Here is a 13,285-nt window from a genome sequence, read left to right as displayed (position 1 = left end):
GCCTGGTGCTGCGCGGCCACCGTACCGGTGGAACCCCCGCCCGACAGCCCTGGCACGACGTTAGAGCATCGGCTCGGGGAGGCGGGAACGAACGGGTGACCGGGCGGCGGGAACGCACGGGCCGCCGCACGGGCCGCCGCACGGGCCGCCGCGCGGCCGGGCTCAGCCGGCTGAACGGGCTCAGCGGGCGGCGCGGCGCAGGACGCGCAGGGAGCCGGTCACCGAGACCTCCTCGAAGCCCTCGGCCAGCGCCCGCAGGTACACCCGGTACGGGGCCTGGCCGCCGTCCGCCGGGTCCGGGAAGACGTCGTGCACCACCAGCAGGCCCTCCGGCGCCAGATGCGGGACCCAGCCCTCGTAGTCGCCGGTCGCGTGCTCGTCGGTGTGCCCGCCGTCGATGAACACCAGGCCCAGCGGGCGCCCCCACAGCGCGGCGATCCGCGGCGAGCGGCCGACCAGGGCCACCACGTGCTCCTCCAGCCCGGCCGCGTGCAGGGTGCGGCGGAACCGCGGCAGGGTGTCCATCAGCCCGACCTCGGGGTCGACCAGCGTCGGGTCGTGGTACTCCCAGCCGGGCTGCTGCTCCTCCGAGCCGCGGTGGTGGTCGACGGTCAGCGCGACCGTCCCGGCCTCCCGGGCCGCCGCCGCGAGCAGGATCGCCGAGCGGCCGCAGTAGGTGCCGATCTCCAGCACCGGCAGCCCGGTGCCGCGCGCCGCCGCCACCGCCGCCGCGTACAGTGCGAGCCCCTCGTCCACCGGCATGAACCCGGTGGCCCCCTCGAACGCCGCCAGCACCTCGGGCGCCGGTTCGGCGCTCAGCAGCAGGTCGGACATGGGTGCTCCTCGGGGTCGGGACGCGGGCGGACGTGCACGGACCCTACTCGACGGTAGCGGGAGCGGTGGCGCCCGGGGCGTCCGGGCCGGTCGGGGCGTCCGGGCCGGTCGGGGTGTGGAACGCGTTCTAGTCGCGCTGCGCCGACCGTGCCAGAATCGGCGCGACCGTCGATCAGAGGAACACCGGCACCCCGGGAGCAGCACCATGCGCGCAGCCGTCCTGCACGAGACCGGCCAGGAGACCCTCGACGTGCGCGAGGACGTGACGGCCGTGGGCTTCGGGCCGGGCACCGTACGGGTGCGGATGCGCGCCGCCAGCCTCTGCCACTCGGACCTCTCCGCGATGAGCGGTGTGCTGCCGCAGCCCGCGCCGTTCGTCCCCGGGCACGAGGGCGCCGGGGACGTGGTGGAGGTCGGTGAGGGCGTCACCGGTCTCGCCGTCGGCGACCGCGTGGTGCTCTGCTGGATGGCCCCGTGCGGCCACTGCGACCACTGCCGCCAGGACCGCGGCCACCTGTGCGTCGCCAGCCTGCGCGGCCTCGGAGCCCCCGGCTTCCGGATCGCCGAGGGGGAGCTGAGCGCCTCCGGCTTCTACGGCACCGGGGCCTTCGCCGAGGAGGTCGTGGTCGCGGCGAACGCCGTCATCAAGGTGCCCGCCGACCTCCCGTACGAGGCCGCCGCGCTGATCGGCTGCGGCGTGACCACGGGCATCGGCGCCGCGGTGAACACCGCCGGGGTCCAGCCCGGGGCCTCCGTCGCGGTGATCGGGGCGGGCGGCGTCGGCGTGGCCACCGTGCAGGGCGCCCGGGTCTGCGGCGCCGGCCGGATCACCGTCGTCGACCCGGTGGCCTCGCGCCGCGAGCGCGCCCTGGCGTTCGGCGCCACCGAGGCGATCGCGCCCGAGGAGCTGAAGGCGGTGGCCAAGAAACTGCCCGGCGGCGGCTTCGACCACGTCTTCGAGGCGGTCGGCCGCGCGGCCACCGTCCGGGCCGGCTACGACGCCGCCCGGCGCGGCGGCGCGGTGGTCGTCATCGGCGCGGGCGCGCAGGACGACCTCGCGCAGTTCACGATGGGCGAGCTGTTCTTCAACGAGAAGCGCCTGCTGCCCTCGCTCTACGGCGGGGCGACGGTGTCGCGCACCATCGGCCTCGTCGTGGACCTCTGGCGCGCCGGGCGGATCGACCTCGACGGCATGGTCACCCACCGGGTCGGGCTCGCGGACGTCAACGAGGCGATCGCGCAGATGCGCAGCGGTGAGGCGCTGCGGACGGTCGTGACGATGGGCTGAGGGCGCCGTTCCCCCGGCGGGCTCCGGAAACGGGTCGGGCCCGCCGGGGGAGTGGGGGCACTCCCGGCGGGCCCGCTGCCGGTTCGGTCAGCCCCGCGCCCCGGCCGCGCGGTGGCGGCCGTGCGGGTCGGTCTCCGGGCTGTCGTCGGCGGCGGAGCCACCGCGGTGGCGGCCGTGCGACGCGGTGCCCTTGGCCGTCTTCTCGTCGGCGTCGGTCCCGGTAACCGCGGGTCCGGTGGTGTCGGTGAGGGTGTCGGACATGAGAATCGTCTTTTCCGTGCGGAGGGTGCAGGTCATCGGCGCCCGGCCGGCGCCGGTGGCGCACGGTCGGGTCCCCGATCGGGCGCTCGGTACGCGCCCGCAGCCAGTGATCGCGGCCCGTGCCCCGGCCACCATAACCGCCGCGACGGACGAGATCCTATCGAGATCGTGACGCGAGTCCCGGGCTGGTCGGAGGCCCGGAAGCGAGCCGACGGCCGCCCGGTCCGGGGTGGGTCGGGGACGCCGCGGCGGGGGACGGGCCGGACCGACAACCGGCGCCCACCCGCGGCGGGTTCACTCGGATCGCCCAGCGCGGCGCCTCCGGGCCCGGAGGGCTACCGCCTGGTCAGCCGGACGGCCAGGTCAGCCCGGACGGCCGGTCCGCAGGAACGTGGCCAGCAGCTCGTGCAGGACGGCGGCGCCCTCGTCGGCGAGCACCTCGTGCCCGGATCCGGCCGCCTCGACGTACCGGAAGTCCTCGCCCTCGACCCGGCCGATCCGCAGCAGTTCGTGCCGCAGCGAGCGGGACTGGCTCACCGGCACGACCTCGTCCCGGTTGCCGTGCACCACCAGCAGTGGCGCGCTCAGCCGGTGCGCCAGCTGCAGCACGTCGCGCGGTCCGCGGGGGTCCGCGATCGGCTCGCCGCCGCCCAGCCGGGTGGTCAACGCCCGTACGGGGGGCGCCGATTCGGCCAGCAGCCGGGCACCGGACAGGAACGGCGCGACCACCGCGCAGCGGGCGACCTGCTCGGCCGGCGCGTGCGCCGCCGCCAGCAGCGCCAGGAAGGCGCCGTAACTGACCCCGAAGAGGGCCGGCGGCTCCAGGCCGAGAGCGGCGCGCTGGCCCGCGATGCCGTCCAGCAGGTGGAGGACGTCGTCCAGGTCCGGGCCGCCCCAGGCACCCCGGATGGCCAGCGCGTGCGCCACGCCGTAACCGGTGGAGCCGCGCTGGTTGGGGGCGACGACCGCCAGGCCCTCGGCGGCCATCCGCTGCAGCGCCGGCTCGAACTCCAGCCGCCAGGCGTCCGCCGGGCCGCCGTGCAGCGCCAGCACCAGGTGTGGGCTGCTCAGCCAGGCGTCCCCGCCGTACACCACGGCCTCCAACGGGCCTGCCGGGCCCGCCAGTTCGAGGCTCTGCGCGGGGTGCCAGCGGCCGCCGTCGCCGGGCGGGGTGCTGCCGTCGAGCCGCCAGCCCGGCGGTTCGGTCCGCACCGGGCGCACCCCGCCGGGCTGCCAGGGCAGGACGGTGTCCCGCCACGGGCCGGGCAGCCCCGAGGCCAGCGGCGCGAGTCGCAGCGGCAGCGGCGTCGGTCCGGAGGCGGCCGGGAGCGGGCCGTGCGCCAGCAGCGCGTCCACGTCGAGGGTGGCCAGCGCGGCCGGGTGGTCGGGCGAGGAGTACGGCAGCCGCAGCCCCGCCGCGTCCCAGTGACCGACCGCGCCGAGCCGCCCGGGCGGCACCGGCAGCGGGTCCAGCCGCCCGGTCGAGGGCCGCCACAGCGCGAGCGCCGATCCCGCGCCGTGGTCGATCTGCACCGCGACCCGCGGGCCGTCCGCAGCCACCCGCAGTGCCACCGGCCGCAACACCATGCCCGCGACGTGCAGGCACTCCGGGAACCGCAGCGGCTGCCCGGCGCCGAGGACGCCCCAGCCGAGCCGGTCGGTGCCGGGCGCGTCGCTGCGCACCATCGCGAACCGGCTGTCCGGGTCGAACAGCACCAGGCGGTCGTTGCTCTGCGGGCCGATCTCCAGCAGCGGGCTGGTGCGGCCGGTGCGCAGGTCGAGCACCACGCTGCGGACCAGGCCGGCGTTCACCCGGTCCAGCGCGAGCAGTGCGCCCGTACGGTCCAGCCAGGTGCCGCCGCCGTGCAACCCGGGGATCTCGGCGACCCGTTCGGGCTCGCTGCCGTCCGTGCGCACCAGCCAGGCGGTGGTCGCCGGGCGGGTGTCGCTGCCGAGCGCGACCGCCACCGGCGTCCGCGGGCCTGCGCCGTCCCGCGCCGGGAGCGGCAGCAGGCGCAGTCCGGCCATCCGCAGTGAGCCCAACTGCTGCTCCAGGGTGCCGGTTTCGCCGGGCGAGAGGCGGACCAGGTCGTGCCGGTCGCCGTCGTGCCGGCAGGTCAGCACCGAGCCGTCCGACAGGGCGACCAGCTGCGAGCGCGGGCTCTCCGAGCGGTTGCCGGGCAGCGGCAGCGGGGTCGGCGCGGCCGGCTCGCCGTCCGGCGGCAGTCGCCAACTCTCCACGTACCAGCCGCTGTCGGCGGCGGAGGCGAGGCAGGCGGCGTGGCTGCCGTCGGCGGCGAAGGCGAAGCTCAGCCGGCGCAGGGCCTGGGTCGCGGTCCGGGTGGCCACGTTCATGCTCCGCTCACCCCGGTGGTGCCGGACGGGTCCGTTCGGTCGGACGGCTGCCGGCGTACGGCCGGTGGTGCCGGGGCCGGCCGGAGCCGGGGCCTGCCGTCGTGCCGCAGCCGGGCGGCCACCCAGCTGCCCAGGGGCTGCCCGGTGATTCGTTCCTGCACCAGGAAGACGGAGTCCTCTTCTTCGATCAGTTCGAGGGGGCGCGGCGCCGGCCCCCGCCCCGCCGACCGGTCGAGCAGCGCGGCCTCGTCCCGCAGCGCCTCGCGGGCGTCGGTGCCGGCCAGTGCCGCCCGCGTCGTCTCCGGCCACGAACCCGCCGCTCCCGGTCCGCGGTCCACCGATCCCCTCGCCCCGGCCGTACGCAGCGATGTGCCCGCCCCCATCCGCCACCACATCCCTTCGTCGCGGCCGCCGTCCCCGGGTGCCCACTGCTCGCTCGGCACCCGGGCGCGCGGCCCGGCCTGATCGGTTCCCTCGGAAGGAGCGGCGGCGCCGCCCCGGTGCGGGAGCGCCCACCCGGATCCCGTCCGGCCCGGCGTGGCATCCGCCCGACTGCTGGCCGTGGCTGCCGCCGGGGCAACTCCCGTTCGCAGGAGTGAAGTTACTTTCGAGCCAACCGAAGCCTCAACGCAGAGCCGGTCACTTCACTCGTAAGGGTGATCAGGGCGCGGTTTCGAATTCGTACGAGAACACTGCTGTGAGTAACGGGCGCCCGGCGCGCGGCCGCGTACGGAGCGCGTGGAGACCGCCGGGCGCCTCCCGGCGCGGATTGACGCGCACCCGTACGCCCACAGCTCCCGCGTCCGAACGGCGGCGACGGTTCCCCCGGCAGCCCGCCGAACGGCCGAGGCCCGACCGCCCCCGCGCGCACGGTAGTCTCGACAGGTGCCGAAACTGTCCGACGTCATCACCGCGCTCGAAGAGGTCTACCCCCCGCAGTGGGCGGAGTCCTGGGACGCCGTCGGCCTGGTCTGCGGAGACCCTCAGGCCGAGGTCAACCGTGTGCTGTTCGCCGTCGACCCCGTCCAGGCGGTCGTCGACGAGGCCGTGGAGTGGGGCGCCGACCTCGTGGTCACCCACCACCCCCTCTACCTGCGCGGCACCACCAGCGTCGCCGCCACCACCTTCAAGGGCCGGGTGGTGCACACGCTGATCACCAACGGCATCGCCCTGCACGTCGCCCACACCAACGCCGACCACGCCGACCCCGGCGTCTCGGACGCCCTCGCCGAGGCGGTGGGCCTGCGGGTGACCGGCCCGCTGGTGCCGGACCCGACCGACCCGCTGGGCCGCCGCGGCACCGGCCGGATCGGCCTGCTGGAGCCCCCGCTGACCCTCGCCGCCTTCGCCGCGCAGGTGGCGAAGGGCCTGCCCGCCACCGCCGCGGGTGTCCGCGTCTCCGGCGACCCCGACCGGCTGATCGGCCGGGTCGCGGTGTGCGGCGGCTCCGGCGACAGCCTCTTCGCCGACGTCCGGTCGGCCGGCGTGGACGCCTACCTGACCGCCGACCTGCGTCACCACCCGGCCTCCGAGGCCGCCGAGGCGGCGCCCGTCGCGCTGCTCGACGCCGCCCACTGGGCCACCGAGTGGCCCTGGCTCACCCTGGCCGAGCGGGCCCTGCTGGCCGCCGCCGACAAGCGCGGCTGGGCCGTGGAGACCAAGGTCTCCCACCGGGTCACCGACCCGTGGACCGCGCACGCCCCCATGTCCTTCACCGCCTGACCCGATTCACAGGAGCACTCCGCTTGAACGCCGCGCCCGCCGACCAGATCCGCCTGCTCGACCTCCAGGCCATCGACTCGAAGCTCGACCAGCTGGCCCACCGGCGCCGGAGCCTGCCCGAGCACGCCGAGATCGAGAAGGCCACCGCCGACCACACCGCCCTGAAGGACCTCGTCGTCGCCGCCGAGGCCCAGAAGGGCGACACCGCCCGCGAGCTGGCCAAGGCCGAGCAGGACGTCGAGCAGGTCCGCTCCCGTGCCGCCCGCAACCAGCAGCGCCTGGACTCCGGCGCGATCACCTCGCCGAAGGACCTGGAGAACCTCCAGCACGAGATCGGCTCGCTCGCCAAGCGCCAGGGCGACCTGGAGGACGTCGTGCTGGGGATCATGGAGCGCCAGGAGAGCGCCACCAGCCGGGTCGAGGAGCTGACCGCCCGCCTGGAGCACTCCACCGTCGTGCTCAAGGAGGCCGAGGGCCGCCGCGACGCCGCCTTCGCCGAGATCGACGCGGAGGCCGACAAGGTCAAGCGCGACCGCGAGACCATCGCCGCCGTCATCCCGGCCGACCTGCTGAAGGTCTACACCAAGCTGCGCGAGACCCAGGGCGGCGTCGGCGCGGCCCGCCTCTACCAGCGCCGCTGCGAGGGCTGCCGCACCGAGTTCTCGATCACCGAGCTGAACGCCATCAAGGCCGAGCCGGCCGACAAGGTCGTCCGTTGCGAGAACTGCTCGCGGATCCTGGTCCGCACCTCCGACTCGGGCGTCTGAGCCGGTGACGGCGCGCTTCATCGTCGAAGCCGACGGCGGGTCCCGGGGCAACCCGGGGCCGGCCGGCTACGGCGCGGTGGTCCGCGACGGGGACACCGGGCAGATCGTCGCCGAGGCCGCCGAGTTCATCGGCCACGCCACCAACAACGTGGCCGAGTACAAGGGCCTGATCGCCGGGCTCAAGGCGGCCCGGGAGCTGGACCCGGACGCCTCGGTGGACGTCCGGATGGACTCCAAGCTGGTCGTCGAGCAGATGTCCGGGCGCTGGAAGATCAAGCACCCCGACATGCAGCCGCTCGCCGCCGAGGCGCGCACCGTCTTCCCGCGCGCCAGGGTCACGTACACCTGGATCCCGCGCGAGCGGAACAAGGACGCCGACCGGCTGGCCAACGAGGCGATGGACGCGGGCAAGGCCGGGCGCCAGTGGGAGCCCCGCAAGCCGGCGGCCGCCGCCGTCGAGGAACCCCTGCCCGAGCCCCCCGCCGCCAAGGCCGGCTGGGCCGCCCCCGCCGACCTCGGAACCCCCACCACCTTCGTCCTGCTGCGCCACGGCGAGACCCCGCTCACCCCGGAGAAGCGCTTCTCCGGCAGCGGCGGCAGCGACCCGGAGCTCTCCGACAAGGGCCGCTGGCAGGCCGAGCGGGCCGCCGAGGCGCTGGCCGCGCGCGGCAGCGTCCAGGCGGTCGTCGCCTCCCCGATGCGCCGCACCCGGCAGACCGCCGAGAGCGTCGCCGCCCGGCTCGGCCTGGAGGTCCGGTACGAGGACGGGCTGCGCGAGGTCGACTTCGGGGACTGGGAGGGCCTGACCTTCGCCGAGGTGCGGGAGCGGTACCCGGACGACCTGACCGCCTGGCTCGGCTCCGCCAAGGCCAAGCCGACCGGCAGCGGCGAGAGCTTCACCACGCTCACCCACCGGGCCGGCGTCGCCCGGGACAAGATCCTCGCCCGGTACGCGGGGAAGACCGTGCTGGTGGTCTCGCACGTCAGCCCGATCAAGACCCTGGTCCGGCTGGCGCTCGGCGCCCCGCCGGACTCGATGTACCGGATGGAGCTGTCCGCCGCCTCGATCTGCGCCGTCCAGTACTACGCGGACGGCAACGCCTCGCTGCGGCTGCTCAACGACACCTCGCACCTGCGCTGACCCGCCCCTCGGGGGGAGGGTCAGTGCACCTCGGTGACCACCACGTCCAGCTGCCACGGCTTGCGCGCCGTGCCCAGGGCCGCCAGCTCCACGTGGTGGCCCAGGTCCAGCAGCGCCTCCATCAGCGCGTCGGGGGTCTTCGGCTCGGCGCCGGCGAGCAGCAGGTCCCGGACGATCCGGCCCTTCGTCGCCTTGTTGAAGTGGCTGACCACGGTGCGCTTGCCGTCGCGCTCCTGGAGCACCCGGACGGTCGCCGTGCGGGAGGCCACCTCACCGGCCGGCTTCCAGGCCGCCGCGTACGCGGAACTGCGCAGGTCCAGCACCAGGCCGTCCGCGACGTCCGGAAGCACGGAGGCCGTCGCGTTCCGCCAGTACGCGCCGAGCGCCCCCAGCTCGGGGAGTTTCACGCCCATCGAGCAGCGGTAGGACGGGATCCGGTCGGAGATCCGTACGGCGCCCCAGAGGCCGGAGAAGACCAGCAGCGAACGCTCGGCCCGGTCGTACGCGGCCTCGTCCAGGGTGGCCAGGCCGAGGTTGTCGAACAGCACCCCGGTGTACACCTCGCCCGCCGGGCGGGCGCCGGCCGTCGGCAGCGCGGCGTTCCTGGCGATCTCGCCGCGCAGGCCGGGGGAGAGGCCGAGCACCCTGGCGGCGGTGTCCTCGTCGCCCCGGCACAGGCCCACCAGCGCGTCCAGCACCGCGCCGCGCGCCGCCGTCAGCCCGGGCAGCGACAGCCGCTCCAGCTCCACCGGCGCGCCGTCCCCGGACCCGGACTTGCCCTCCGAGGGCGGCAAAAGCACCAGCACAGCGGACACCTCGACAATCTGTTGCAGACGAACCCCGCAACCCTACTGCGGCCGCCGCCCCGACCCCGCCCCCGCGACCACGGCGGCCCCGGCCCCCAGCGCGGCACAGAGCGGCGAGTAGTACCGCGCGTTCAGCCGGCGGAACCGCTCCGAGCGCTCACCGACCCGCCCGAACACCACCGGACCGGCCAGCCCGCGCGCCAGCAGCACCACCGCCACCGTCCGCACCCCGGCCCGCCGCAGCCGTCGCGGCCCCACCGCCGGCAGCACCCCGGCCTCCGCCCCCACCAGGTACGCCCCGGCCCCGAGCGCCCCCGCCACCACCAGGCACGCGGACACCGGCGGCACCCCGTCGCCCCGGCCCACCACGGCGTCCGCGAACTCCTCCGCGGACCCCAGCGGCCACGGCGTCACCGTCCACACCGCGTGCAGCACCCCGGTCGCCCCCAGGACCGCGGCCACCGCGCCCCCGGCCGCCCGCACCACACCACTCATCGCCCGAACCCCCTTCGTACACCGTCGGCTGCCCCCACCGTACGAGCGCTTACACCGGTCCGGGCCCCCGCCCGCCGGAGCCGGGGAAGCCCGCGCCCGCCCGCCGCCGCTCCCGCGCCCGCCCGCGACACGCCCGCCGCCGCCCCGGCGCCGCCACCCGGACGCGCCGCCCACCCGCCCGGGCACGTCCCGCGGTGGGAGGATCGGTCCGTGCCCGCCCCCCAGCCCCGCACCGCCGCGCCCGCGCCCGCCCTCGGGCCCCGCCGCCGTCTGCTCGTCCTGGCGATCTGCTGCCTGAGCCTGTTCATCGTCGGCCTCGACAACACCGTGGTGAACATCGCCCTGCCGGTGATCCAGCGGGACCTGGGCGCCCCGGCGTCCGGGCTGCAGTGGATCATCGACGCCTACACCCTGGTGCTGGCCTCGTTGCTGATGCTGTTCGGCTCGGTGGCCGACCGCTTCGGCCGCCGCCGGGTGTTCCAGACCGGCCTGGTCTGCTTCGCTCTCGGCTCGCTGCTGTGCAGCCTGGCACCGAGCCTGGGCTGGCTGGTGGCGTTCCGCGCGCTGCAGGCGGTGGGCGGCTCGATGCTCAACCCGGTGGCGATGTCGATCATCACCAACACCTTCACCGACCCGAAGGAACGGGCCAGGGCGATCGGCGTCTGGGGCGGCGTGGTCGGCATCTCGATGGCGCTCGGACCGCTGCTCGGTGGCTTCCTGGTGGACGGCGCGGGCTGGCCGTCGATCTTCCTGATCAACGTCCCGGTGGCGCTCGCCGCCATCGCGCTGACCGCCCGCTTCGTCCCCGAGTCCCGCGCGCCCCGGCCGCGCCGACTGGACCCGGTGGGCCAGCTGCTGATGATCGTGCTGCTCGGCTGCGGCACCGCCGCGATCATCGAGGGTCCGGCCAACGGCTGGACCTCCCCGCTGATCCTCGCCCTGGCCGCGACCGCCGGGGCCGCGCTGATCGCCTTCCCGCTCTGGGAACGGAGGGTGGCCCAGCCGCTGGTGGACCCGCGGTTCTTCGCCAGCGCGCCGTTCACCGGCGCCACCGTCACCGCGGTCTGCGCCTTCGCCGCGCTCGGCGGCTTCCTCTTCCTCAACACCCTCTACCTCCAGGACGTCCGCCACTACAGCCCGGTCGAGGCCGGCCTGTGGACCCTGCCGATGGCCGGGATGATGCTGGTCTGCGCGCCGCTCTCCGGACGGATCGTCGCCGCCCGGGGCCCGCGCCTGCCGCTGGTCGCGGCCGGCCTCGGCATCGCCGCGAGCGGGCTGCTGCTCACCCGGCTCGCCGCCGACTCCCCGCCGGCCCTGCTGCTGGTCGCGTACGGGCTGTTCGGCTTCGGCTTCGGCATGGTGAACGCGCCGATCACCAACTCCGCCGTCGCCGGCATGCCGCGCGCCCAGGCGGGGGTGGCGGCCGCGGTCGCCTCGACCAGCCGTCAGGTCGGCCAGTCGCTGGGCGTGGCGGTGATCGGCACGGTCGTCACCTCGGCCGTGGTCGGGCCGGTCGCGACCGGCTTCGCCCCGGCCAGCCACGCCGGCTGGTGGATCCTGGTCGGCCTCGGCGGCGCGGTCCTCGCCCTCGGACTGGCCACCACCACCGCCTGGGCGAGCGCGACGGCCGCCCGGGTGGCGGCCCGCCTCGGCTCCGAGGCACCGCCCGTCCGGTCCGGTGTACAGGAGGCACCGCCCGAGCGGCTACGATGACCACTACGGCGGAAGAGCCGGCCGGGCGGTCGCGACGGGTCCCAGACCCGCCGAGGAACGTCCGGGCTCCACAGAGCAGGGTGGTGGGTAACGCCCACCCGGGGTGACCCGCGGGACAGTGCCACAGAAAACAGACCGCCCACCGCTTTTCGTGGTGGGTAAGGGTGAAACGGTGGTGTAAGAGACCACCAGCGACCGGGGTGACCCGGCCGGCTAGGTAAACCCCACCTGGAGCAAGGTCAAGATCGGTGCCCTCGGGCACCGTGCGCGGACGTTCGAAGGCTGCTCGCCCGAGTCCGCGGGTGGACCGCACGAGGCTGTCGGCAACGGCAGCCCTAGATGGATGGCCGCCTCCCCGGGCCGCGTGAGCAACCCGGGAGACAGAACCCGGCGTACAGGCCGACTCTTCCGTCGCCGACCTGAGGGAAGGCCCCCTGACCTGCGAAACAGCAGGTCAGGGGGCCTTTTCATGCCTCGAAGGCCTGTAACCACTTGCTGACTCTTCGTTTCTGTTTCTGCCTGTTTCTGGGTGTGCTGTGGCGATCGCGTGGCGGTGAGAACTGTCGAAACAGCCATCCGAGACCCATGCGCTGATCGCGACAGCACTCGACGCGCGACTCAGCTGGCCAGCGCCTCCCCGAGCAGCGCGTACGGCCGACCGGTGAGCTGGCGATGCAGCGTCTCGGCGCGGGATCGGATCAGACCCTCACGGTAGGTGGCCGGCAGCCGCTCCCACACCCCGGATGCCATTTCGGCGGCACCGGACGGGTCGCCGTCGACGTGCAGGCATGCGGCGGTGTCCACTGCCAGCAGGGCGCGCACCATCACCGACGGAGAATCCGTGAGCGCCAGGGCGTCCTCCTGCGCCTGGTAGGCGCTGCCCGTGTCGCCCAGCAGTGTGTACGCCTGCGACAGGTGCACGTGGTGCTTCTGCGCGGAGTAGCCGAACCAGGTGTCGGCCGCCTCGGTGCCGTCCAGGCGCTCCGCGAGATTGCGCGCGTCGTCCAGTGCTCGCCGGGCCCCATCGAGGTCTCCGGAGGTCGCCTGAGCCCGCGCGGTGACGGCCGCAGCGAGTGCTCCGGCCGCCGTTGGGCTGCTCCCCGCCTCCCGCCGGGCCCGCTCGGCGATCCGAGCGGCAGCCCCAGGAGCGCCGTAGTTGAGCGGGACCATGGCATGCCGGGCCAGCACCCACGCGATCATCCGCTGATCACCGGACTCTCGCGCGGCCTGCTCGGCGGTGGCGAACCACCGGTAGGCGTCGCGCTGGTCGCCGCGATCGTGCTGGACGATCGCCACCAAGCCCGCAATGCCTGCCGCCGTCCGGGCGAGGTCTGCACGGGTACGCGTCGGGTGAGGGCGGTTCAGCACCTCGCCCAGCAGATCGAGATCACCCATCATCTCGGCGAGCACCGCCTCCGGTGCCCGGCCACGGTAGCCGCCCCGGTGCCGCTCGAACGCCGATTCCAGGTAGGCGAGATCGCCCTCTCCGGATGGCCTGAGCGCGGCGGCGATCCCCTCGCGGGCCTGCGCGATATCGGGCAGCACGACGATGCCGGCGGCTGCTCCTATCCCTGCTCCGATGAACTTCCGCCTGTCCACGCTGTAGCCCTTCGTGCTGCGCTCACTCCGGTACCGCCGCGAGGCGGCGGCGGCCTCGGCCACCTGGTCCACGGTCAGACCGTAGGCGTCGGCGATCCCCTGGTACGAGGGTTTCTGCGGAATTCGTTTCTCCGTTTCCCACCGCTTGATGGTCTCCCAGTCGCACCACTCACCACTTGCTGCGGCGACTAACTCTGCCTGCTCGGCGCGTGTCTTCTTCGGATGCGCCTCGCGGATCTCCCGTAGCAGGCGGCCGATCCCGTCTGGGCTGACACCGCTCACAAGTGGCCCCCTCGATCGAAGC

Annotated in this window: 12 protein-coding genes and 1 other RNA gene; 6 read left to right on the top strand and 7 right to left on the bottom strand. The window is 75.1% G+C overall.

Going from position 1 to position 13,285, the window contains the following annotated elements; genetic code table 11:
* Positions 1-180 precede the first annotated feature (180 nt).
* Positions 181-834 carry a class I SAM-dependent methyltransferase gene (locus tag ACWDBE_RS05140; protein WP_449789225.1) on the bottom strand — a complete coding sequence of 218 codons (654 nt, stop codon included), beginning with the start codon at positions 832-834 and terminating at the stop codon, positions 181-183.
* Between the two features lie 205 nt (positions 835-1,039).
* Here ACWDBE_RS05140 and ACWDBE_RS05135 point away from each other — a divergent pair, with 205 nt between their 5' ends.
* Complete coding sequence (locus ACWDBE_RS05135) at positions 1,040-2,122, top strand: alcohol dehydrogenase catalytic domain-containing protein (protein ID WP_449807245.1); 1,083 nt, start codon at positions 1,040-1,042, stop codon at positions 2,120-2,122.
* An 87-nt stretch (positions 2,123-2,209) separates the two neighbouring features.
* On the opposite strand, the gene ACWDBE_RS05130 is transcribed toward ACWDBE_RS05135, so the two are convergent.
* The 3 genes from ACWDBE_RS05130 to ACWDBE_RS05120 all read right to left on the bottom strand — a co-directional run bounded on the left by ACWDBE_RS05130 (position 2,210) and on the right by ACWDBE_RS05120 (position 5,076).
* Positions 2,210-2,383, bottom strand: coding sequence for a hypothetical protein (locus ACWDBE_RS05130; RefSeq protein WP_449807244.1), 174 nt, complete (start codon positions 2,381-2,383; stop codon positions 2,210-2,212).
* A 363-nt stretch (positions 2,384-2,746) separates the two neighbouring features.
* On the bottom strand, positions 2,747-4,738 hold the full coding sequence (locus tag ACWDBE_RS05125) for an alpha/beta hydrolase family protein (protein WP_449807243.1): 1,992 nt from the start codon (positions 4,736-4,738) through the stop codon (positions 2,747-2,749).
* Positions 4,735-5,076 carry a hypothetical protein gene (locus ACWDBE_RS05120; protein WP_449807242.1) on the bottom strand — a complete coding sequence of 114 codons (342 nt, stop codon included), beginning with the start codon at positions 5,074-5,076 and terminating at the stop codon, positions 4,735-4,737. The genes ACWDBE_RS05125 and ACWDBE_RS05120 overlap by 4 nt, the downstream gene beginning before the upstream one ends.
* Before the next feature lie 547 nt (positions 5,077-5,623).
* Between ACWDBE_RS05120 and ACWDBE_RS05115 the strand changes: the two genes are divergently transcribed.
* From ACWDBE_RS05115 to ACWDBE_RS05105, 3 genes are read left to right on the top strand one after another with little or no spacing between them, the layout of a single operon-like run.
* A complete protein-coding gene (locus tag ACWDBE_RS05115) occupies positions 5,624-6,460 on the top strand; it encodes a Nif3-like dinuclear metal center hexameric protein (protein ID WP_449789229.1) in 837 nt (278 codons plus the stop codon).
* Between the two features lie 23 nt (positions 6,461-6,483).
* The gene (locus ACWDBE_RS05110; RefSeq protein WP_449789230.1) at positions 6,484-7,227 is read left to right on the top strand and encodes a zinc ribbon domain-containing protein; all 744 of its coding nucleotides are present in this window, start codon (positions 6,484-6,486) and stop codon (positions 7,225-7,227) included.
* 4 nt (positions 7,228-7,231) lie between these two features.
* Complete coding sequence (locus tag ACWDBE_RS05105; RefSeq protein WP_449807241.1) at positions 7,232-8,368, top strand: bifunctional RNase H/acid phosphatase; 1,137 nt, start codon at positions 7,232-7,234, stop codon at positions 8,366-8,368.
* A 20-nt stretch (positions 8,369-8,388) separates the two neighbouring features.
* Here the strand turns inward: ACWDBE_RS05105 and yaaA are convergent, their stop codons facing one another.
* Positions 8,389-9,174, bottom strand: a complete 786-nt coding sequence (gene yaaA, locus ACWDBE_RS05100) for a peroxide stress protein YaaA (RefSeq protein WP_449807240.1) — start codon at positions 9,172-9,174, stop codon at positions 8,389-8,391.
* 42 nt (positions 9,175-9,216) lie between these two features.
* A complete protein-coding gene (locus tag ACWDBE_RS05095) occupies positions 9,217-9,669 on the bottom strand; it encodes a DUF3995 domain-containing protein (RefSeq protein WP_449789233.1) in 453 nt (150 codons plus the stop codon).
* 210 nt (positions 9,670-9,879) lie between these two features.
* Here ACWDBE_RS05095 and ACWDBE_RS05090 point away from each other — a divergent pair, with 210 nt between their 5' ends.
* Both ACWDBE_RS05090 and rnpB read left to right on the top strand, forming a co-directional pair.
* A complete protein-coding gene (locus tag ACWDBE_RS05090) occupies positions 9,880-11,382 on the top strand; it encodes an MFS transporter (protein WP_449789234.1) in 1,503 nt (500 codons plus the stop codon).
* Between the two features lie 13 nt (positions 11,383-11,395).
* Positions 11,396-11,793, top strand: an RNA gene (gene rnpB, locus ACWDBE_RS05085) — RNase P RNA component class A.
* 207 nt (positions 11,794-12,000) lie between these two features.
* On the opposite strand, the gene ACWDBE_RS05080 is transcribed toward rnpB, so the two are convergent.
* Positions 12,001-13,263: a transcriptional regulator gene (locus ACWDBE_RS05080; RefSeq protein ID WP_449807239.1), complete on the bottom strand. Its 1,263-nt coding sequence runs from the start codon at positions 13,261-13,263 to the stop codon at positions 12,001-12,003.
* Positions 13,264-13,285 lie beyond the last annotated feature (22 nt).

It is taken from the genome of Kitasatospora sp. NPDC001132 (assembly GCF_053598415.1).
Note: the sequence above shows the minus strand (reverse complement) of the source record. Positions and strands in the feature narration are given on the sequence as shown.